The organism is Pseudomonas sp. Eqa60 (assembly GCF_018326405.1).
Lineage (GTDB): Bacteria > Pseudomonadota > Gammaproteobacteria > Pseudomonadales > Pseudomonadaceae > Aquipseudomonas > Aquipseudomonas protegens.
Map to the genome: position 1 here is coordinate 3,362,379 of NZ_AP024342.1, position 19,484 is coordinate 3,381,862.

General features: G+C 67.1%; 13 protein-coding genes and 1 pseudogene. 3 read left to right on the top strand and 11 right to left on the bottom strand.

The genetic code is table 11. The features are described 5' to 3' along the window. Positions 1 to 3: 3 nt before the first annotated feature. The 4 genes and pseudogenes from KI242_RS15420 to KI242_RS15435 all read right to left on the bottom strand — a co-directional run bounded on the left by KI242_RS15420 (position 4) and on the right by KI242_RS15435 (position 5,408). Positions 4 to 1,434, bottom strand: coding sequence for an aldehyde dehydrogenase family protein (locus tag KI242_RS15420; protein ID WP_053158387.1), 1,431 nt, complete (start codon positions 1,432 to 1,434; stop codon positions 4 to 6). Continuing rightward, positions 1,431 to 2,626: pseudogene (locus KI242_RS15425) on the bottom strand (iron-containing alcohol dehydrogenase). Before KI242_RS15425 ends, KI242_RS15420 begins: the two are co-directional and overlap by 4 nt. Positions 2,627 to 2,725: 99 nt before the next feature. Beyond that, the gene (locus KI242_RS15430) at positions 2,726 to 4,207 is read right to left on the bottom strand and encodes an APC family permease (RefSeq protein WP_041118111.1); all 1,482 of its coding nucleotides are present in this window, start codon (positions 4,205 to 4,207) and stop codon (positions 2,726 to 2,728) included. 292 nt (positions 4,208 to 4,499) lie between these two features. Next, positions 4,500 to 5,408: a LysR family transcriptional regulator gene (locus KI242_RS15435; protein WP_212806351.1), complete on the bottom strand. Its 909-nt coding sequence runs from the start codon at positions 5,406 to 5,408 to the stop codon at positions 4,500 to 4,502. A 128-nt stretch (positions 5,409 to 5,536) separates the two neighbouring features. Between KI242_RS15435 and KI242_RS15440 the strand changes: the two genes are divergently transcribed. Next, positions 5,537 to 7,075, top strand: coding sequence for an MFS transporter (locus KI242_RS15440; RefSeq protein ID WP_011061205.1), 1,539 nt, complete (start codon positions 5,537 to 5,539; stop codon positions 7,073 to 7,075). Here the strand turns inward: KI242_RS15440 and KI242_RS15445 are convergent, their stop codons facing one another. The 7 genes from KI242_RS15445 to KI242_RS15475 form a co-directional block, all read right to left on the bottom strand. Beyond that, positions 7,076 to 8,329, bottom strand: coding sequence for a ferredoxin reductase family protein (locus KI242_RS15445; RefSeq protein ID WP_053158395.1), 1,254 nt, complete (start codon positions 8,327 to 8,329; stop codon positions 7,076 to 7,078). 486 nt (positions 8,330 to 8,815) lie between these two features. After that, positions 8,816 to 9,898 (bottom strand): LLM class flavin-dependent oxidoreductase, encoded by a 1,083-nt coding sequence (locus KI242_RS15450; RefSeq protein WP_053158398.1) that lies wholly within the window; start codon positions 9,896 to 9,898, stop codon positions 8,816 to 8,818. 36 nt (positions 9,899 to 9,934) lie between these two features. After that, positions 9,935 to 12,514: a TonB-dependent receptor plug domain-containing protein gene (locus KI242_RS15455; protein ID WP_212806352.1), complete on the bottom strand. Its 2,580-nt coding sequence runs from the start codon at positions 12,512 to 12,514 to the stop codon at positions 9,935 to 9,937. Between the two features lie 244 nt (positions 12,515 to 12,758). Further along, positions 12,759 to 14,342, bottom strand: coding sequence for an ABC transporter substrate-binding protein (locus tag KI242_RS15460; RefSeq protein WP_053151563.1), 1,584 nt, complete (start codon positions 14,340 to 14,342; stop codon positions 12,759 to 12,761). A 4-nt stretch (positions 14,343 to 14,346) separates the two neighbouring features. Next, positions 14,347 to 15,555: an LLM class flavin-dependent oxidoreductase gene (locus KI242_RS15465; RefSeq protein ID WP_011061211.1), complete on the bottom strand. Its 1,209-nt coding sequence runs from the start codon at positions 15,553 to 15,555 to the stop codon at positions 14,347 to 14,349. Positions 15,556 to 15,570: 15 nt separating this feature from the next. Continuing rightward, positions 15,571 to 16,794 carry a lipase family protein gene (locus KI242_RS15470; RefSeq protein WP_123473351.1) on the bottom strand — a complete coding sequence of 408 codons (1,224 nt, stop codon included), beginning with the start codon at positions 16,792 to 16,794 and terminating at the stop codon, positions 15,571 to 15,573. A 22-nt stretch (positions 16,795 to 16,816) separates the two neighbouring features. Then, the gene (locus KI242_RS15475) at positions 16,817 to 17,890 is read right to left on the bottom strand and encodes an ABC transporter substrate-binding protein (protein WP_053151569.1); all 1,074 of its coding nucleotides are present in this window, start codon (positions 17,888 to 17,890) and stop codon (positions 16,817 to 16,819) included. Positions 17,891 to 18,060: 170 nt separating this feature from the next. Here KI242_RS15475 and KI242_RS15480 point away from each other — a divergent pair, with 170 nt between their 5' ends. After that, entirely contained in the window at positions 18,061 to 18,273 is a 213-nt protein-coding gene (locus KI242_RS15480) for a hypothetical protein (RefSeq protein ID WP_173476950.1), read from the top strand. A 65-nt stretch (positions 18,274 to 18,338) separates the two neighbouring features. Beyond that, positions 18,339 to 19,415, top strand: a complete 1,077-nt coding sequence (locus KI242_RS15485; protein ID WP_011061215.1) for a sigma-54 dependent transcriptional regulator — start codon at positions 18,339 to 18,341, stop codon at positions 19,413 to 19,415. The last annotated feature ends 69 nt before the right edge of the window (positions 19,416 to 19,484 follow it).

A 19,484-nucleotide genomic window follows, 5' to 3' on the forward strand; every position in this document is an offset into this window, starting at 1 on the left:
GCTTCAGCCCAGGCAGCGGGTCAGGTGCTTGATCGACTGATAGGCAGCCAGCCCCCAGGGGCCCAGTTCCCGCCCGATGCCGCTGCCCTTGGTGCCGCCCCAGGAGGTTTCGACGAACACCGCCTGCAGTGAATTGATCCACACGTGGCCCACGTCCAGGGCGGCGGCGACCCGTTCGGCGCGCTGCAGATCGGCGCTGATCACAGTGGCCACCAGGCCGAATGCGCTGTCGTTGGCCAGGGCCAGGGCCTGTGCTTCGTCACTGAAACGGCGCATGCACAGCACCGGGCCGAAGATCTCCTCTTGCCACAACCTGCTGCTGGTGGGCACATCGGTGTACACCGTGGGCGCCACGAACCAGCCCGGCCCGGGCAGGGCATGGCCGCCCACCAGGCATTCCAGGCCCTCGTTCCTGGCCTGTTCCAGGTAGGTGCACACCGTGCGCCACTGGGCCTGGCAACTCAGGGGGCCCATGTCCACTTCCTGCTCCAGGGGGTTGCCGACCCGCAGGGCCAGCAGGGCACTGCGCAACCGCTGCAGCAAAGCATCGGCAATCGACTCGTGGACCAGCAGGCGCGAGGTGGCCGAGCACATCTGCCCGGCGTTCCAGCAAAAGCCGCCGATGATCCAGTGCACTGCCTGGTCCAGGTCGGCGTCGGCGAATACCAGGATCGGCGACTTGCCCCCCAGCTCCAGCGTCAGTGGCCGGCAGAAGGCGGCGGAGCTGGCCATCACTCGCTGACCGGTGGCAGTGCTGCCGGTGAACGACAGCTTGTCCAGCCCCGGATGCTGGCTCAGGGCTGCGCCGGTTTCTCCGGCGCCGGCCACCAGGTTCAACACGCCCGCCGGCAAGCCCAGGGCGTCGGCGATTTCGCCGTAGACCTGTTCGATCAGAGGCGTCACTTCCGAGGGCTTGAGCACCAACGTGCAGCCCGCGGCCAGGGCCGGGGCCAGCTTCCAGGCACTGGTGACCAGGGGGAAGTTCCAGGGCACGATCAGCCCCACCACGCCCAGGGCCTCGAACCTGCAGTGGGCACTGAAGCCCGGAGCCTGCAAGGGCACCGGTTGATCCTGGCGGGCGTCCAGCTGGGCAGCGAGGCCGGCGTAGTAGTCGAAGGTGGCGATGGCGTCGTCCAGGTCCAGTTCGGCTTCGTGCCGCGGCTTGCCGTTATTGCGCATCTGCAGGGCGATCAGCCCTTCGCGGCGTTGCTGCAGGTGCCGGGCGAAGCCTTGCAGGTACTCGGCACGCCGGGCGCCGCTGAGGCTGCGCCACCCGGGCAGGGCCCGGCGCGCGGCCTGCACCGCCAGGTTCACCTGATGGGCGCTGGCCGCCGGTACCTGGGCCATGATTTGGCCCAGGGACGGGTCATGCACCGGCATCAGCGCGCCGTCGCCATCGACCCAGTGGCCATCGATAAACAGGGCCGGTTTCATGGGCGGGCTCCTGGCAGGACGCCGTGCACGGCGTTGCGGAAGATCTGGCTGTAGTCGGCGGCGCTCAGCGGTCGGGCATTGGTGTCGGAGGACGAGATATCCGCCAGGGCCTGGGCCCCGACCCACTCGGCTTCATGGCTGTCCAGGCCGATATCCGCCAGGCAGTGGGGGATGCCCAGCTCGGCGCGCAGGGCCAGGATCCAGTCCAGGAACCCCTGGAAATCCCCCCGGGGCAAGTCCAGGTAACGGGCCAGGCGCCCGATCTCCTCGGCAATCACCGGCTGGTTGGCCACCAGCACATAGGGCAGGAGGACGGCATTGAGCAGGCCATGGTGACGGTGATAGCGGGCGCCCAGCGGGTGGGCCAGGGCGTGGACGCCCCCAGGCCCTTCTGGAAGGCCACCGCAGCCATCGCCGAGGCCACCAGCATGCCTTCCCGGGCGTCCAGGTCCTGGCCGTGGCTCACTGCCCGGCGCAGGTGCTGCTGCACCAGGCGCATGCCTTCCACGGCAATCGCGCTGGACATCGGGTGGTACAGGGGCGAGCAGAACGCCTCGATATGGTGGGTCAGGGCATCCATGCCGGTGGCGGCGGTCAGCGCGGGCGGCAGGCCGCGGGTCAGCAGCGGGTCGAGGATCACGCAGGCGGGCAGCAGTTCGGGGTGGCTGATGACCCGCTTGACCTGCTGCTGGCTGTCGGTCAGTACCGCTTCGCGGCCCAGTTCGGAGCCGGTGCCGGCAGTGGTGGGCAGGGCGATCAGGGGCGGCAGGCCCAGGCGCGGAAAGTCACTGAGGCTCGGGTAATGCTCGATCACCCGGGACCACTCGAAACGCTGCAGCCCTTGCGGGTCCACGGCGGCCAGGGCGATGCCCTTGGCGGCGTCCATGGCGCTGCCGCCGCCCAGGGCGATCAGCGAGTCGTGGCCGCCGGCCCTGAAGGCTTGGACGCCGCGCTGCACATCGTCCAGGCTCGGGTTGCTGGCCAGTTCGGCAAATACCGCAAAGCCCTGGCGGCTCTGCTCCAGGTGCACGGTCAACAGGCCAAAGGGTTCCAGTTCGAGCATGCCCGGGTCGGTGACCAGCAAGGGCCTGGCCATGCCCAGCAGGGCGCAGCGCTGGGCCAGGCCGTGCAGGGCCTCGGCGCCGCAGAAGATCTCGGTGGGGTAATTCCAGTAATGGATGGACGGGGGCATCGATGGTCTCCAGAAACATCAGGCGTGAAGCGGCCGGCGCAGCAGGCGCCGGGCCAGTAGCGGGCAGGGAATGCGCTGTCGCTGACAGCGCATGAGGATTCAGCCGCGGTCGGATGCGCTGCTGTCGCGGCGCAGGTAGGGCTTGGCCAGGACCATGTAGATCAGGCCCAGCACGGCCAGGGTCGAGAACACCAGCACCACTGCCCAGACCTGGAACCAGGGCGCTCCGGGCGGCGCCAGGGATTCCCGGGGCCAGGCCACGTTGACGCTCTCGAACAGCAGCCAGACAAAGGCCGCGAGGTTCACCGGCAGGCCCCAGCGGCCGAGGTTGAAGACCCCGGCGTCGGGCCGCCAGCGGCCACGCAGGCGATGGACCAGGGCGCAACCGATCACGATCAGGAACACCATGAAGAAGCCCCCGCTGCCGAAGGCGATCAGGGTGCCCACGGCCGTGGCGTTCAGGCCCAGGGCCAGGCCGAAACTGGCGAACAGGGTGCAAACGAGCATGGCGGCGAAGGGCACCTTGCGCCCATCCACCCGGCGCAGGAACGCCGAGGCGGGCAGGATCGAGTCCCGGGCCATGCCGAATACCGCGCGGCCGATATAGGTCTGCACCGAGACCACGCAGGCAATGAACGCCACCAGTACTACGCCGACGAAGGGCCGCTCGGCCCAGGCGCCAAAGGCATCCACCACCGCCGGGGTGACCGGGTCCACCACCTGGCCGGCCACCAGGCCCGCGGTGTCGGTGAACGACAGGGTCACGGCAAAGGCGGTGAGCATCACCGTCAGCCCCACCAGCAGCATCGAGCGCAGGATGGCCCGCGGCGTGGAGGTGCGGGCATCGGCGGTTTCCTCGGACACCTGGGAGCAGGCATCGAAGCCGAGAAAGGCCCAGCCGCCCACTGCCATGGCGGTGACGAAGCCACTCAGGTAGGTGCCATCGCCGCTGACGCTGTTGCCCAGGCCTTCCAGCAGCAGCGACCAGGAGTGGTTGCGAAAGAACAGCAGCAACAGCACGCCGATGCCGATGGAGGCGATGGCTTCGGCGATGATCCCGGCGTTGACGAAGTACTTCAGCGGGTTGATCCCCAACAGGTTGACCCCCAGCCCCAACGCCAGCAGCACGGCGCCGCTGGCCACCTGGGCATTGGCCGAAGGCGGCGTGCCGGTGACGAACAGCCACAGCCAGAACCCGCCCAGGTAGGCCACGGTGGTCAGGGAAGCCAGGGCCGAGGCCAGGTACATGAAGCCGGTGAACCAGGCCCAGCGGTCTCCAGCCAGGCGCTTGACCCATTGATAGCAACCGCCGGCCAGGGGGTACTGCGAGGCGAGTTCGGCATAGACCAGCGCCACCAGCATCTGCAGGGCCAGGCACAGGGGCACGATCCAGACCCAGGACGGGCCGGTGCTCATGGCGCCCAGGGCCATCACCGAATAGATCCCCACCACTGGCGAGACCGTGGCAAAGCCCACGGAGAACGACGACCACAGGGACAGGCCGCGGTGCAGCTCCTGGCGATAGCCCTGGTGGTGCAGCAAGTGTTCATCGGTGCCCGGAGCGGGCAGGAAGTCAGTCATGGCGCACCTCGTTCAAGGGGCGGGCGCCACGATGCAGGCCGACGCAAGGGCGGCGTGATGGGGTAGTTGACATAGCGGTTCCTGGAGTCGGCAGATCAGATTGTTATTGGGATGGCCTTTAGCTGTTGTTTTTGGCGTACCGACATTGCCTGGCCTGCAGCAGCAGGCCAGGACGAGCTTACGGCGGGCAAACATCAAGATGAATACATGGATTGGTAAGCTGGCATCTGCATTTGCTGATGTTTTGCAGGGGCCGGCGACTGCCCGGCCAGCGCCAGGCATCGAGGGGATATCAGCGGGAAGCGTGGTGCTTGCCCAGCTCCAGCCGTTCACCGAGAAAGTCGACGAACACCCGCAGCTTGGGCAGCAGGTGACGGCTGCTGGGCCAGAGGATGGAGAACTTGCCGCGCTCTTGCTGGTAGTCGTCCAGCACCGCGACCAGGCTGCCATCGGCCAGGGCCCCGCAGACCACGAACTCGGGCACGTAGGCGATGCCCAGGCCCTGGGTGGCGGCGTGGATCAGCGATTCCAGGTTGTTGCTGGTCAGGGCACTGCCCAGCACCAGCGGCGGGGCTCCGTCGGGCAGGCGCAGGCTCCATTGCTGCAGCAAGCTGCCGCCGGGGAACTTGTAGCGCAGGCAGGCGTGCTGCTCCAGGTCCCGGGGCGTGCGCGGGGTGCCGCGCCGGGCGAAGTAGCCGGGGGCGCCGACCAGCACGAAGCCGAAGGGCCCCAGGTTCCTGGACTTGAGTTGCGAGTCCGGCAGCTCGCCACTGCGGATCACCGCGTCCACGCCTTCGGCGATCACGTCGATCAGCCGGTCGTTGAAATCCAGGTCCAGCTCGATGTCCGGGTAGCGCGCGGAAAACTCCGGGAGGATCGGCAGCAGCATCCGATAGCCGATGGCCGGCAGGCTGACCCGCAGCCGGCCCCGGGGCTTGTCGCTGATCCGCGCCAGTTCGGCCTCGGCTTCCTGGACTTCGGCGACGATGCGCTGGCCGCGCTCATAGAACAGCGCGCCTTCATCGGTCAGGCTGATGCGCCGGGTGCTGCGGTTCAGCAGGCGCACGCCAAGGCGCTGCTCCAGGCGCGCCAGGGCCTTGCCCACCGACGAGGCAGACAGCCCCAGGCGCTCGCCGGCGCCCACCAGGCTACCGCTCTGGACCACGCTGACAAACACCTGCAAGCCGTTTAGGTTATCCATCGTTCACCTCGATTACAGCGTTTTTGTCCGTAAAGAGCGGAAGAATGCCCTGTTTTTCAGTGATTGCGGCATACCTACCATGGATTTTTCTTAGCCCACCCCTGGTTGCCAGGGCTTGAGAGGTCCGTGTGAATCCCGAACTCGAATTACCCCTGGGGCAGGCCGCCCAAAGTCGCCGGCAGTCCGCCCATGGCGTGCTGGCCGCGGTGTGCCTGGCGGCCCTGATGCTGCCCCTGACCTTTGTCGGGGTAGCGGTGGCGACCCCGGCCATCGGCCATGAACTGGGGGGCAGCCCGTTGGCCCTGAGCTGGACCACCAATGCCTTCATGCTGACTTTTGGCAGCGTGCTGATGGCCGCCGGCACCCTGGCCGACGAATTTGGCCGCAAGCGCCTGTTCAGCCTCGGCGTGGCGCTGTTCGGCCTGAGCTCCCTGGCCCTGGTGTTCGTGCCGTCGCTGCTGTGGCTGAACCTCTTGCGCGGGGTCCAGGGGCTGGCCGGTGCCGCCGCCCTGGCCGGTGGTTCGGCGGCCCTGGCCCAGGCCTTCGACGGCCCAGCGCGAACCCGTGCCTTCAGCCTGCTGGGCACCACCTTTGGTGTCGGCCTGGCGTTTGGCCCGATCCTCGCCGGGGTCCTGGTGGAACAGGCCGGCTGGCGCGGGATCTTTGTCTCCGGGGCGCTGATCGGCGGCCTGTCCCTGGCCTTTGGCGTGCCGCGCATGCAAGAGTCCCGCGACCCCGACGCCCAGGGCGTGGACTGGCCCGGCACCCTGAGTTTCACCCTGGCGCTGGTGCTGCTGACCTGGGGCATCCTGCAGGCCCCGCAAAACGGCTGGAGCAGCCCTTGGGTTCTGCTGTTGCTGGCGGGGGCGCTGCTGGCACTGTGGCTATTCATCGTCGTCGAGCGGCGTGCAGCGCGGCCGATGCTGGATCTGTCGCTGTTTCGCTATCCGCGTTTTGTCGGGGTGCAGGTGCTGCCCATCGCCACCTGCTATTGCTACGTGGTGCTGCTGATCCTGTTGCCGATCCGCTTTATCGGCGTCGAAGGCTACAGCGCCATCGATGCCGGGCTGCTGATGCTTGCCCTGTCGGCGCCGATGCTGGTGGTGCCGTTCGCCGCGGGCTGGCTCAGCCGCTGGTGCAGCGCCGGCAACCTGTCGAGCCTGGGCCTGTTGCTGGCTGCCGCCGGGCTGTGGTGGCTGAGCCGGATCGCTGCGGGCCAGGCGCCGGCCGATCGGATCTGGCCGCTGCTGCTGATCGGCCTCGGCAGCGGGCTGCCCTGGGGGCTGATGGACGGCTTGTCGGTGAGCGTGGTGCCCAAGGAGCGCGCGGGCATGGCCAGCGGCATCTTCAGCACCACCCGGGTGGCCGGCGAGGGCATTGCCCTGGCCCTGGTGGTGGCGCTGCTGGCGGGGCTGCTGCAGCACGCCCTGGCGGATCAGGCGCTGCCCGCCGAGACGTTGATGGGGGCTGCCCGGCAACTGGCCGGGGGTGACCTGCCCGGTACTCTGGCGGCGTTGCCGGCGCTGGGCCGGGAGGGGTTGCTGGCCCTGTACGGGCAGGCTTTCAGCCAGTTGTTGCAGGTGCTGACCCTGATGACCCTGCTGGCGGCGCTGGTGGTCTGGGTGACGCTGCGCGAGCCGCGTCAGCCAGGGCCGCCAGCGGCTTGATCAGCGGAACTCGAAGAATTCGTAGTGCAGGTTGCCTTGGGGAATCCGGCACTCGCTCATCAGTTCCCGGACCTGGCCCAGCAAGCCCTTGGGCCCGCAGAAGCTGACCTGGATCTGCTGCGGATCGGTTTCGGCCGCGGTGCGCTTGAGGGTCTGGGCCAGGGGCTCGGTGCCGCCGCAGTTGGCCACGAAGTTCACTCCCCGGGCCTGGGCCATGCCCTGCAGGGTGTCGACACTGGGGAAGGCCCGGGACGGGTTGTAGCAGTACACCAGGGTGGCCTTGTCGAACTGCCCGGCAGCTTCATCCTGCAGCCAGGAAATAAATGGCGAGATGCCCACGCCACCGCCGATCCAGATTTCCCGGGCAGCCGCCTGCGGCCGCTTGAAACGCCCATAGGGCGCGTAGATGTCCGCACGCATGCCGACCTTGACCTGGCGGCGCAGGCGTTGGGTGTAGTCCCCCAGGGCGCGGATCACGAATTCGATGCGCCCGTCATGGGCCTGGGCGCTGGCGATGGTGAACGGATGGGGTTCGCGCAGGCCTTTTTCCTGCATCGAGAGGAAGGCGAACTGCCCGGCCTTGAAAGGAAAGCCCCGGCCCTGGGGAATCAGCTCCAGGTGCAGGGAGTTCTTCTCCACCCGAACCGCCGTCACTTGGTATTCGCCGGCCTTGGCCACGAGGGGGTAGAGCAGCAGCTTGTACAGGGCGCCGAGCACGCCGAGGACGCAGAGCAGAGCCAGCCAGATACCCGAGGGCGAATCCAGGGTGATGGGCGATTTGAAGCTCAGCCAGTGCAGGATGACGATCAGGAACAGCGGGCCGGAGAGCTTGTGCCACCAGCGCCACTGGCTGTAGGGAATGTTGCGGTTCAGTGCCAGCAGCACGATCAGGCCCAGGGCCACGTAGCTCAGCTGGCGGACCAGGCGCGTCCAGTATTTGGACAGTTCGAGGATCGGCACGCTGTTCCATTCATCCAGGTTGGCCTTGAACACCAGGTGGTAGCTGGCGAATGCCAGGGCCCAGATGCCCAGCCATTTGTGCGCCTCGTAGACCCGGTCAAGGCCGCCGAACAGCCGTTCGACCCAGCCCCAGCGGCTGGCCAGCAGGCAGGACATCGCCATGTAGGCCAGGGCTGCTGTGCCCAGGATCATGCTCAGGGTGGCCGAGGTCAGCCAGGTGGCGGAAGGGATCTCCAGCAGCAGGGTGATCGTGGTGATCAGCAGGATGCCGACAAGTGTGTGCCAGGTTTTCAAAGTGCATGACTCCGGTGAGGAAATGCCGTCATGGCGCAGCAAAGGGCGCGATGCATAAAGTGGATATGACAGGTTCAAAGCCAAAGGCTGGGTGGAATGTTAACGCTTTGGCGAGTATTCGTGGTGATCTGGGTCATCGGCCTGGCGCCGATAAAGTGTTGAAAATGATCGACTATCACTCGCATTCCGATTCCCCGGCCACCGCTTGCGCAGGCGCTGGCAGGCGGCCAAGGGCCCCTGAACCGGGCAGTGCTCTTGCGGGCGCCTTCGCTGGCAAGCCAGCTCCTACAGGGTTGTGGGAAAGGTCAACGCGCTTGTAGGAGCCGGCTTGCCGGCGAAAGGGCCCCTGAGCCGGGCGTCAGCCTCTTAACCGCCTTCGCTGGCAAGCCAGCTCCTACAGGGTTGTGGGAAAGGTCAACGCAGTTGTAGGAGCCGGCTTGCCGGCGAAAGGGCCTCCAAGCCGGATGCCAGCCTCGTAAACGCCTTCTACAGGTGTTGCTTGCGGCGGGTGGCGGCTTCGCGGACGGCGGGGATGATCCAGCGCCCATAGTCGATGGTGTCGTAATAAGGGTCGTAGCCACGGTTGAGGAAGGTGGTCACGCCCAGGTCGACGTAGTCCAGCAGGGCCTGGGCCACGGTCTCCGGCGTGCCCACCAGGGCCGTGGTGTCGCCGTAGGCGCCAACGGCGCTGGCGGTGGGCATCCACAGGGCGCGGTCATGGCGGTCGCCGCGGGCTGCGGCCGCCAGCAGGCGTTCGGAGCCGGTGCCCTTGAGGCGCTTCTGCCAGGGGCTGCCGGCGGCGAACTGCGGGTTGGCGCGGATCTGCGCCAGGATCTGTTCGGCCCGTTGCCAGGCCAATTCCTCGGTGGCCCCCAGGATCAGCCGCACCGAGAGGCTGACCCGGGGCGCGGCCACCCCCGCGGCGCTGGCCGCGGCCTTGAGTTTGCCGATCTGTTCGGCCACCCCCTCCAGGGGCTCGCCCCACAGGGCGTAGAGGTCGGCGTGCTTGACCGCGATCTGGTAGGCGATGTCCGAAGAGCCGCCAAAAGAGATGGGGATGTGCGGCTGCTGCAGCGGCTTGACCGGGGAAAACGCGCCCTTGAGGTTGAAGTAGCGGCCTTCGAAGTCGAAGGGTTCTTCGGCGGTCCAGGTGCGGCGCACGATCTCCAGGTACTCGTCGGTGCGTCGATAGCGCTCGGTCTTGTCCAGCAGGGTGTCGCCTTCCTGGGGCTCGGCAGTGATGCCGGTAATGGCATGCAGGCGGATGCGCCCGCCGCCGGTGGTGTGGTCCAGGGTGGCGAAAGCCCGGGCCGCCACGGTGGGGGCGCTGAGGGCCGGGCGGTGGGCAATCATGAAGCCCAGGCGCTCGGTGTGGGCCGCGGCGTAGGCGGCAATCTGCAGGCTGTCGGCGCTGCCCGGGCCGCTGGCGATCAGCACTCGGTCAAAGCCCGCGTGTTCGTGGGCGCGCGCGTGCTCGCGGATGAATGCCAGGTCGAAGTCCGGGCTGCGCACGCCGCGGGTTTCGGACCATTGGCGGGGAAAGATCATGCCGACGAATTCAATGCTCATGGGGAGTGTCCTGAGGTCGCAGAAGAAGGAAAGTGCCTAGAAGCGGTAGTCCACCTGGGCCAGCACGGTGCGTCCGGGCATGGGCTGCAGGAAGGTATTGGTGGAGCCGGCCAGGCCGCTGACGAAGTTCAGTTCGTTGGTCAGGTTGAGCACCCGCAGGGTGGTGCTCCACTGGGGCTGGCGGTAGTACAGGGCCAGGTCGAGGTTGTATTCGTCGGGGACCTTCACCGTCTTGCTCAGGTTCAGGTACCAGCTGCTGGTCCACCAGCCGGAGAGCTCGGCGCCAAAGCCCGAGTCGAAGCGGTAGTCGAGGTAGCCGCTGGCGGTGTACTCGGGGATCTGCACCGCGTCGAAGCGCCCGGAGGGCCGCTGGTTGAGGCTGTTGTTGTCGCCGAACACGGTGCCGTTGTCGGGGATGAACCCGGCGGAGGCGAAGCCGGCCTGGGAGGTGAATTCGTTGTAGGCGCTGAGCCGGGACAGGTTGAGGCCGCTGCGCAGGTGCGGGTCTGGCTGGTAGCGCAGGGTCGCCTCGGTGCCCTTGATGATCAGCCGGGCGATGTTGTTGTTGCTGTCCGGGGACTGGTCCCGGGCCTGCTTGAAGGTGGCCAGGGTCATGAACAGCTGGTCGGGGATGGCTTCGACCTTCAGCCCCAGTTCATGCAGCACGCTCAGGCTCTGGAACGCCAGGGGGTTGAGCTGGTTGGCGCCACTGCCGCTGCCCCAGCCCAGGCCGTTGGAGAAGAACCCGGTGTTGACCGCCAGGGAGCGGTCGAAGGTGTAGTACAGGGTGCTGTTCTCGGTGGGTTTGACGTAGGGGCTGACCTGGAACGCGAACAGCCGGTAGTTGTGGCTGTCGCGCCGGTCGCTGCCACCTGCAAGGACGAAGGGGTTGTCGATCCGGGCGTCGATCCAGCTGCGGCTGGCACCGATGTTCAGGCCCACCCGCTCGCCCAGGCGCAGGTTGTGCTGGCTGAACAGGGTCTTGGTGGTCCAGGTGCTTTCGGCGGTGTAGGGCGCCAGGGATTCGGCGTACAGGCCGTGGCCGGCGGGGTACATGGCCGCCAGGTTGAGCCAGCCGTAGTAGTTGGAGTATTGCGGCACCCCGGGTTGGCCGATCCAGGCGCCGTTGCCGCCGGCCGGGTTGCTGCCGGTGAGCCCCAGCAGGTCGCCGGGGTTCTTGCCCGAAGGGTCCAGGGTCAGGTCGTAGGCGTTGATGGTGGAGCCGAAATGATTGTTGGCGGCGATCGACTGGTTGAACTCGCGGCGGTAGATCAGCCCGCTGTTGCTGTCGTCCCGCAGGGCCAGGCCGCCGATCCGGGTTTCATTGCCCGAGCGCAGCTCGAAGCGGTTGTCCAGCAGGTTGTCCCGGGATTGCACCTGGAACGCCCCGACTGCGTCGGTGAGGTCCCGGGAGCGCTGGTAGAAGGTGCTGTTGGCCAGGGTCACGCTGGGGGACAGGTCGCCCTCGATGCGCAGTTGGGTGGTGAAGCGCCGTGAACTGCTCTGGTCTTCGCCGCGCTGGCCGGCCTGTGGCGACAGGGAAGTCAAGCCGTTGCCCGCCAGGCTCGGGTCATAGACCCAGCCGCGCAGGGTGCCGGGGCTGGCCTGGGTGTTGGGCGAGGCCGCCTGGAAGCTGCCATCCACCACGCTGTACTGGCCCTGGGCGTTGCGTTGGCGCTGCACCCAGCCCAGGGTCGGCGCATTGGCGGCACCGGAGGCCAGCACCGGCGACCACAGGGTATTGCCGTTCTGGATGATCGGCGTGGCGCGGCCGGCGTAGTACTTGCCGCTGTCCACCAGTTGTTGGGTGGCGCGGTTCCAGCCGTGGGTGATGTTGTAGTCGTAGTAGTTGTCGTAGCTGGCGTTCCAGTCCACCCGCAGGTTGTCGTTGCGCCAGGCCAGGGCCCCGTAGAAGGCATCGAAATTGTTGTCGACGTTGTCGTAGTAGTCCTGCTGGCGCTGCTGGGTGATGCTCACCCGGTAGGCCAGCTGGTCGCTCAGGGGGCCGGTGTTGTCGATGCTGAATTTGCGCGAGTCGCGGGACTGGCCGTCCGGCACCCAGGCACCGAGCTCGCCGCTGAGGCGGGTCTTGAACCCGCTGAAATCGGGTTTCTTGCTCAGGTAGTTGACGTAGCCGCCGCTGCCGGACACCGAACCGTAGGTCACCGAAGAAGGCCCAGCGACGATGTCCGCGCCCTCGTAGGCGTTGAAGTTGGCCGGATGGCGTACGCCATAGGCGCGCTGGCCGTCTTGGAACACTTCCGAGCCCTGGGCGCGGAACTGCGGGGCGATACCGGCGTTCTGCCCGCCACCGCGGGTGATCCCCGGGGCGTACTTGACCAGGTCGTCGGCGCTGCGGATCGGGTCGTTGGCCAGTTGTTCGGCGTTGACCTGGGTGATCGAGCGCGGGGTGTCCAGGACCTTGGTTTCGGTGCCGCCATACACCGAGGTCGGTGGCCGGGTGGGCAGGGCATCGTCATCGGCCTGGCTGCTGGCCTGGACGGTGACGGTTTGCAACTGGGTATCGGCGGCGAAGAGCGGCGGCGCCAGGGAAGAAAACACCGTTACGGCCAGGGCCGGGCCGAATGCAGGGCGAGCGAAGGCGTTGGAGGGCATGGCACATGAGCCTCATATTGAATCGCATGAATGTTCTGTAGGAGCCGGCTTGCCGGCGAAGGGGGCCTGGAGGCTCGCGGTGCTCTTGTGGGCGCTTTCGCTGGCAAGCCAGCTCCTACGGGGTGTGTCGCGGTTGAGGTGGTTCCTTGTAGGAGCCGGCTTGCCGGCGAAGAGGGCCTGGAGGCTCGCGGTGCTCTTGCGGGCGCCTTCGCTGGCAAGCCAGCTCCTACGGTCGGGCGGTGGGTCAGGCGCTGTTGTTGAGCCACAACCTTTCGAAACGCCAGGTGCTGAACAGCGACTGTTCTTCCCGGGCGCCGCCCACGCGGGTGGAGACGCTGTCCAGCAGGTCGGCGTAGCCCCAGATCAGCATGCCGCCCCGTTCGTACTGGATCTGCTGGGCCTGGTGCACCAGGGCCGTGCGTCGTTGCAGGTCGGGTTGGGCCATGGCCGCGAGAAACACCTCGCTGAACTGCGGGTCGTTGAAGTGGGTCTTGTTGGACACGGCAAAGGGCGCGTCGGTGTGGATCGCGCTGGCCAGGAACGGCGCGCCGATGCTGCCGCCGGTGCTCAGGGTCCAGTCGTTGCGTTGCGGGCCCTGGAAGGTCGCCAGGTCCACCTGGCGGACCTTGAGGGTCACGCCGATGCGCTTGGCCTGTTCGGCCAGCACCAGGGCCGAGGTCAGGGCCGGCCCCGGGGTGGTCACCAGTTCCAGCTCGAGGTTTTCCTGGCCGGCCTCCTTGAGCAGTTGCGCCGCACGCTGCGGGTCGTGGGGGCGGGGCCCCAGGCTGTGGTTGAAGGTCGGATCGCTGGGGGCATAGAGGTCGTTGGCCACCCGACCCTGGCCGTTCAGGGCGCGGCGCACCAGCTCCTCGCGATCCGCCAGCAGGCGGAAAGCCTGGCGCACCCTTGGGTCGTTGAACGGCGGCTTGTCCAGGTTCATGTCGAAGGACAGCCAATTGCCGGTCACCGATTTCAGCAGCCGCACCCGCGGGTCGCGCTGCAGGACTTGCAACTGTTCGGTGGGCATCACGTTGGCCATGTCGATCTGCCCGGAACGCAGGGCCGCCAGGCGCGCCACCTGATCCTTGAAGTCGATGATCTCCAGTTCGTCGGCGTAGGGCTGGCCGTCCTTGTAGTAGTTGTCGAAGCGGGTGAACAGCGAGCGCTGGCCGGGGGTGAAGCTTTTCAGCTTGTAGGGGCCGGCACCCACCGGGTTGGTCACCGGGTGATAGTCCACCGGGACGATGCCACCGAAGTTGACCCAGGTTTCCGCCAGGGGCATGTAGCTGCGGCCCTCGCGAAAGCTCAGGCGCACAGTGCGCTCATCGAGCTTTTGCAGGTTGTCGCGATCGACCCAGTGCAGCAGCGCCGCGTAGGGCGAGGCCAGCTGCGGGTCGGTGAGGCGGCGGATGGAGAAGATCAGGTCATCGGCGTCGATGCTCTTGCCGTGGTGGAATTCCAGGCCCTGGCGCAGGCGCAGGGTCCAGCTGCTGGCATCGGCATTGGGTTCGGCGAACTCCGCCAGGGCCAGGCGTGGCTGCATCTGCTCGTCCCATTCCCAGAGTTTGCTGTACAGCGCGAAGCCTCGGACGATGCCGCTGCCGATGGGCTTGTGGGCGTCCAGGTTGCCGCTCTGGTTGCCGTCGAGAATCCCCAGGCGCAGGCGCCCGCCGTAGCGCGGCTGGTCGCTGGCGACCGTGCCCGGGGCGCTGGAATTGTCCGCGTCGCAGCCGGCCAGCAGGCTGCTGCCCAGCAGCAGGCCGCCGCCGAACAGCGCGCTGTGGCCGAGAAAACGACGGCGGCTCAAGCCCGAGTAGTCCTGGCTCATGGCGTCAGGCTCCTGCCGGGCCGTTGGCGCTGCGCAGCTCCAGCGGCGCTTGCGGCTGACGGCTCAGGGCCGCGCGCTCGCCGCGAAAGTGCGGCAGGATGTGCTCACCCAGGCGGTAGGCTTCCTCCAGGTGCGGGTAGCCGGCGAGGAAGAACAGGTCGATACCGATGGCGTGGTACTCGCGGATCCGTGCCACCACGTTTTCGTAGCTGCCCACCAGGGCGCAGCCCGGCGGTATGCCGATGTAGCCGAAGCCGGTCCAGACATTGGGGTGGATGAAGAAATCCTCGAAGCCCTGGGTCTCGTTCTTCTGTGCGAAGCCGTTCTCGTAGCTGAGCTTGCGCGCGGTGCGCAGCCCGGCATGGGCGGCCACGGCCTTGACCGCGCCCTTGGCGATGCCCTCGTCGAAGAAGCGCTTGGCCTCGGTGCGCGCCAGTTCCTCGGTTTCCCGGGTGATGACGTCGATCGACAGGCCGAAGCGGATATCGCTGCGGCCGTACTGCAAGGCGCGCTCACGAATATCGGCGATCAACGCGGCGATCTCGTCCGGGTGCTCGGCGCGCATCAGGTAGAAGTCGGCATGCTTGGCGGCGAATTCCCGAGCGGCGATGGACGATCCCGCGGTGCAGATCAGCGGCAGCTCGGCCTTCTTCAAGGGGCCGCGCAGGCCGCCGCCTTCGGCGCGGTAGAACTGGCCCTGGTAGTGGAAGTTCTCGTTGTGCCAGTAGCCCTTGACCACGTCCATGAACTCGGTGGCGCGGGCATAGCGCTCATCGTGGTCGCTGAAGTCGCCGACCTGGCGCTGAATGGCGTCCGAGCCGCCGTTGATGATGTTCCACACCAGGCGATTGCCGGTGGCGCGCTGGTAGGTGGCGGCCTGCTGCACCGCAACCCAGGGCGTGTAGTGATAGGGCTGGAAAGCGGTGACGAACTTCAGGGTGCGGGTTTCCCGGGCCAGCAGCGAGCACACGGTCCAGGGCTCTTCGCCGGAGGGCGCGTTGACCATCAGCGCGCCGCCGAAGCCGTTGATTTCCGCGGCCCGGGCGATCTGCCCCAGGTAGTCGATGTAGGTGAAGTGGTCGCCGACGCTGAAGCCTGAGACGGCACCGGTGCTGGGCCCGCCGCGGTGCCAGTCGCCGCGGTTGCGCGGGTCGCCGGGGAGGAACTGGGTTTCGCCGTGCAGGGGCAGGCGGGTAAAGAATTCGATGCTCATGGCAGGGGCTCCGGGTTATTGCACGCTGGGGCTGCAGACGGGGGTAACGGCCTGGCCGTTGATCACCTTGTGGGCGAAGGGCACCGAGTCCTTGAGGGAGGCGTTGACCGTTTCGCTGTGGCCCAGGCCCTTGTACAGGTGGCCCTCGACCACCGATCCGGCCTTGCAGGCGTCCTGCATCAGCGCCACCTGGGTGGCGGCGGCCGGGGTCTTGTCCTCGGCTCCGGTGCCGATGAACACCGGCTGGGCGGTTTTCAGGGTCGGGTAGGACACTTGTTTCTGCCAGGCGGCCAGTTGGCTGCCCTGGTAGTCCTTCTTGGCGTTGGCCGGGGTCAGGCCGACCCCCACCACGTCGCTGACCAGGGCGGCGAGGCAACTGGTACGGGCCTGCTCGAACAGCGGCAGGGCCTTGTCGGTGTAGAAGTCCTTGGGGTTGATGCTGGGGTCGTACTGCTGGGCCGCCAGCAGGGTGTAGAAGCCGTAGGCCAGGGAGGCATCAACCTTGTTCGGGTCCTGTTCGCCGACATTTTTCGCGCCGATGGTGTAGATCACCCCGGTGCCGATGCTGCCCTTGACCCCCAGGTCCGGCGCGTAGGTGGAGGCGTAGGCGGCCGAGGCGAAGGCGCCGGCACCGCCCTGGGACTGGCCGACGATCAGCACCTTGTTGGCCAGCCCGGGCACCCCGGCGACCACCGCTTTGGCGGCGTCGAGAATGCCGTAGGCGGCCATGCGGTTGTTCAGCAGCGGATGGCCGCCGGGCACGCCCAGGCCCTGGTAGTCGGTGGCGACAATGGCAAAGCCTTCGTCCAGCCAGCGGCTCAGGTACTGCACATCACGGTAGGAGCGGCCCTGCCAGGACGGCGCGCAGACATCCGCCACGCCCACCGTGCCATGGCCCCAGGAGGCCACCGGCCAGCCGCCGGCCGGGGCCTTGCCCTTGGGCAGGAACAAGGTGCCGGAGACCACCACCGGGGTCTTGCCGTCGATGCCGTCGGTGGAGCTATAGAGAATCCGTTGCGCGCTGGCGGCGTTGGGCAGGCTCAGGGTGGCTTCCAGGGGTTCGCTGCGCAGCAGCTTGCCCGGGGTCGGGGGGATCGCGTCCTGCCAGGTATAGAAGGCCGAGACCCGGCCGTCGCCCTGCAACGGGTCGGGCTTGGGCGCGTAGGTCGGGCCGGCCAGGGCCGACAGGGAGAGCGCCAGGAGGCTCAGGCCAAAGGTGAATTTTGCGGACAGTTTCATCAAGAAGACTCGTGCTCAGGGTTCAGGGATGGGTGGCGACCTGGCCGCGCAGAGCGGGCCAGTAATCACTCAGGTGCAGATCGATCAGCGCCTGGTTGGTGAAACCGGTGGCCAGGGCCGGGGTGATGTCGTAGGGCGTGCGGATCAGCTGGTTGGCCAGGGCGTAGTCGCTCAGCGCCTGATAGTGGGCCTTGAGCTGCTGGTCGCTCTTGGGCGCCCAGCGCTCCTTCCAGGCCACCGGGTCGCCCTGGTCGTCGCGGCGCAGCACGCTCTCGGCGGTGCCGGCGCGGGAGGACAGTTGGTAGTAGGCGTCCTGGTTCTGTTCCTGGGAAATCCACCAGGCGGCCTTGACCCAGGCGGTGGCCAGCAGTTGGGTAACCTCGGGGTGCTGCTCGATGAAACTGTCGGTGCCCCAGAGGTCGGAGACCAGGCGCCAGTCATTGGCCCCTTGCTTGGTGGACCAGATGATCCGGCCCACGCCCTTGTCTTCCAGGGCATAGGCCTCGCTGAGCAGCACCGCGGCGTCGACCTTGCCGGCGGACACCGCCGCCGCACCGACCTGGGGGTTGAGGTTGGCGATCTTGAAGTCGTCGAGCTTCAGGCCCTTGCTGGCCAGGAAGTTGCTGAAGGCGAACTCCCAGGGCCGGCCGCGATGCAGGGCCAGGCGCTGGCCCTTGAGGTCCTCGATGCTCTTGGCCGTGGACTGGGTGGGCACCACCAGGTAGATATTGTTGCCGCTGCCGCCGGGCACGATCAGCTTGCCCGGCACGCCGCCGGCGCCGGCGATCACCGACGGCAGGTCGCCACGCACGGCGAAGTCGATGCTGTTGTTGCTGAAGCCCTCGTTGATCTGCGGCCCGGCGCCGGCGTGGGGCAGGGCGATCCACTGCAGCTTGATGCCGCGCTGGCTCAGTTGCTGTTCCAGCCAGCCATCCTCGATCACCCGCCCGGCGATGCCGCCGAACACCGGCTTGCCGCCCTGGGTGAAGGCGACGATGGCAATCTTCACCGACTCGGGGGCCGGGTTGGCCAGGGCCGTGACACTGATCAGCAGCCCGGCCATAACGGCCAGGGTATTGCGCCATAAACCTTGCATTGCACTCTCCCTCAAAAAATAAGCCCTCAGCCCCGCCAGCCCTGCGCCGGATATCGCGGTATTTCCTGTAGGAGCCGGCTTGCCGGCGAAGAGGCCCTTGAACCTTGCCTCGCCCTTGCGGACGCCTTCGCTGGCAAGCCAGCTCCTACGAGGGGCGGTGGTGGGTACTGGTGTCGGAAGGGATAGAGCAGATTGCATGCCAGGGCCGCTACAAAGCGCTGCAGGCCTTGCCCGGCAAGGGCTTCAGGCAGATCGACAGGCCCTGGCCCAAGCCGCCGCTGCTGATCTGCGAACAGGCAGGTGCTGGCCGATTGCTGCTCCAGCAGCAGGTGGGGAGCACCCTCCAGGTATATTCGCAAAAGGAATATCTAAAGATTAATTAATAATTATTTAGTCTAAATATCTTCGTGCACTATTGAGCCCGCGCTTTTACTGCCAGGAATGCACCATGTCGCTGATCACTCATCCAAACGCCCGTGAATTGACCAAGTCGGTACGGGCCACCGTTCTGGTGTTCAAGGACCCGCGCTCCCAGGAATTGCTCAGTCGCATCGAGCGCCTGGCCCCCAGTGAGGCCAATACCCTGATCATTGGCGAGACCGGCACCGGCAAGGAACTGGTGGCGCGCCACATCCATCACCTGAGCCGCCGCGGGCGCGAGCCCTTTGTCGCGGTGAACTGCGGGGCCTTTGCCGAAACCCTGGTGGAGAGCGAACTCTTCGGCCATGAGAAAGGCGCCTTTACCGGTGCCACCACCCATAAGGCCGGCTGGTTCGAAGCGGCCAACGGCGGCACGCTGTTTCTCGACGAGATCGGCGACTTGCCGCTGAACATGCAGGTCAAGCTGCTGCGGGTGCTGCAGGAGCGAGAGGTGGTGCGCCTGGGCTCGCGCACGCCGATCCCGATCAATGTGCGGCTGGTGGCGGCCACCAACGTCAACCTCGCCGATGCGGTGGTGGCCGGGCATTTTCGTGAAGACCTGTTCTACCGCCTGCACGTGGCCACCATCCGCCTGCCGCCGCTGCGCGAGCGCCCGGGGGACATCCTGCCCCTGGCCGAATTCTTCCTTGAGGAACACTGCCAGCGCCTGGGCTACAACCGTGCCTCGCTGACCGAAGAGGCTGAACGCAAGCTGCTGGAGCACAGCTGGCCGGGCAACATTCGCGAACTGGAAAATGCCATCCACCACGCCTTGCTGGTGTGCCGCCAGCAACGGGTGGCACCGGGGGATCTGCACCTGGTGGACATGCGCTCCTCCGGCATCCGCCAGGAACAGGCGCCCCTGGCCGTCCCGGGGCCTCAGGCGCCGGCAGACCTGGGCCGGGCCTTGCAGGCGCTGTTCGAGCAGAACATTCCCGACCTGTACGAGCACATCGAGGAAACGATCTTTCGCGAGGCCTATCGCTACTGCCATGGCAACCAGTTGCAGACCGGGCGCCTGCTCAACATCAGCCGCAACATCGTGCGCGCCCGGCTGGAAAAGATCGGCGAGTTGAACAAGCCCCTGGCGACTTCCGCTTCCTAGATCCGCTTCCTGGACCCGAGAACCGGCCCGGGGCTTTTTTTGCTCGGCCCGGTTGACGCCTGCCGGCTT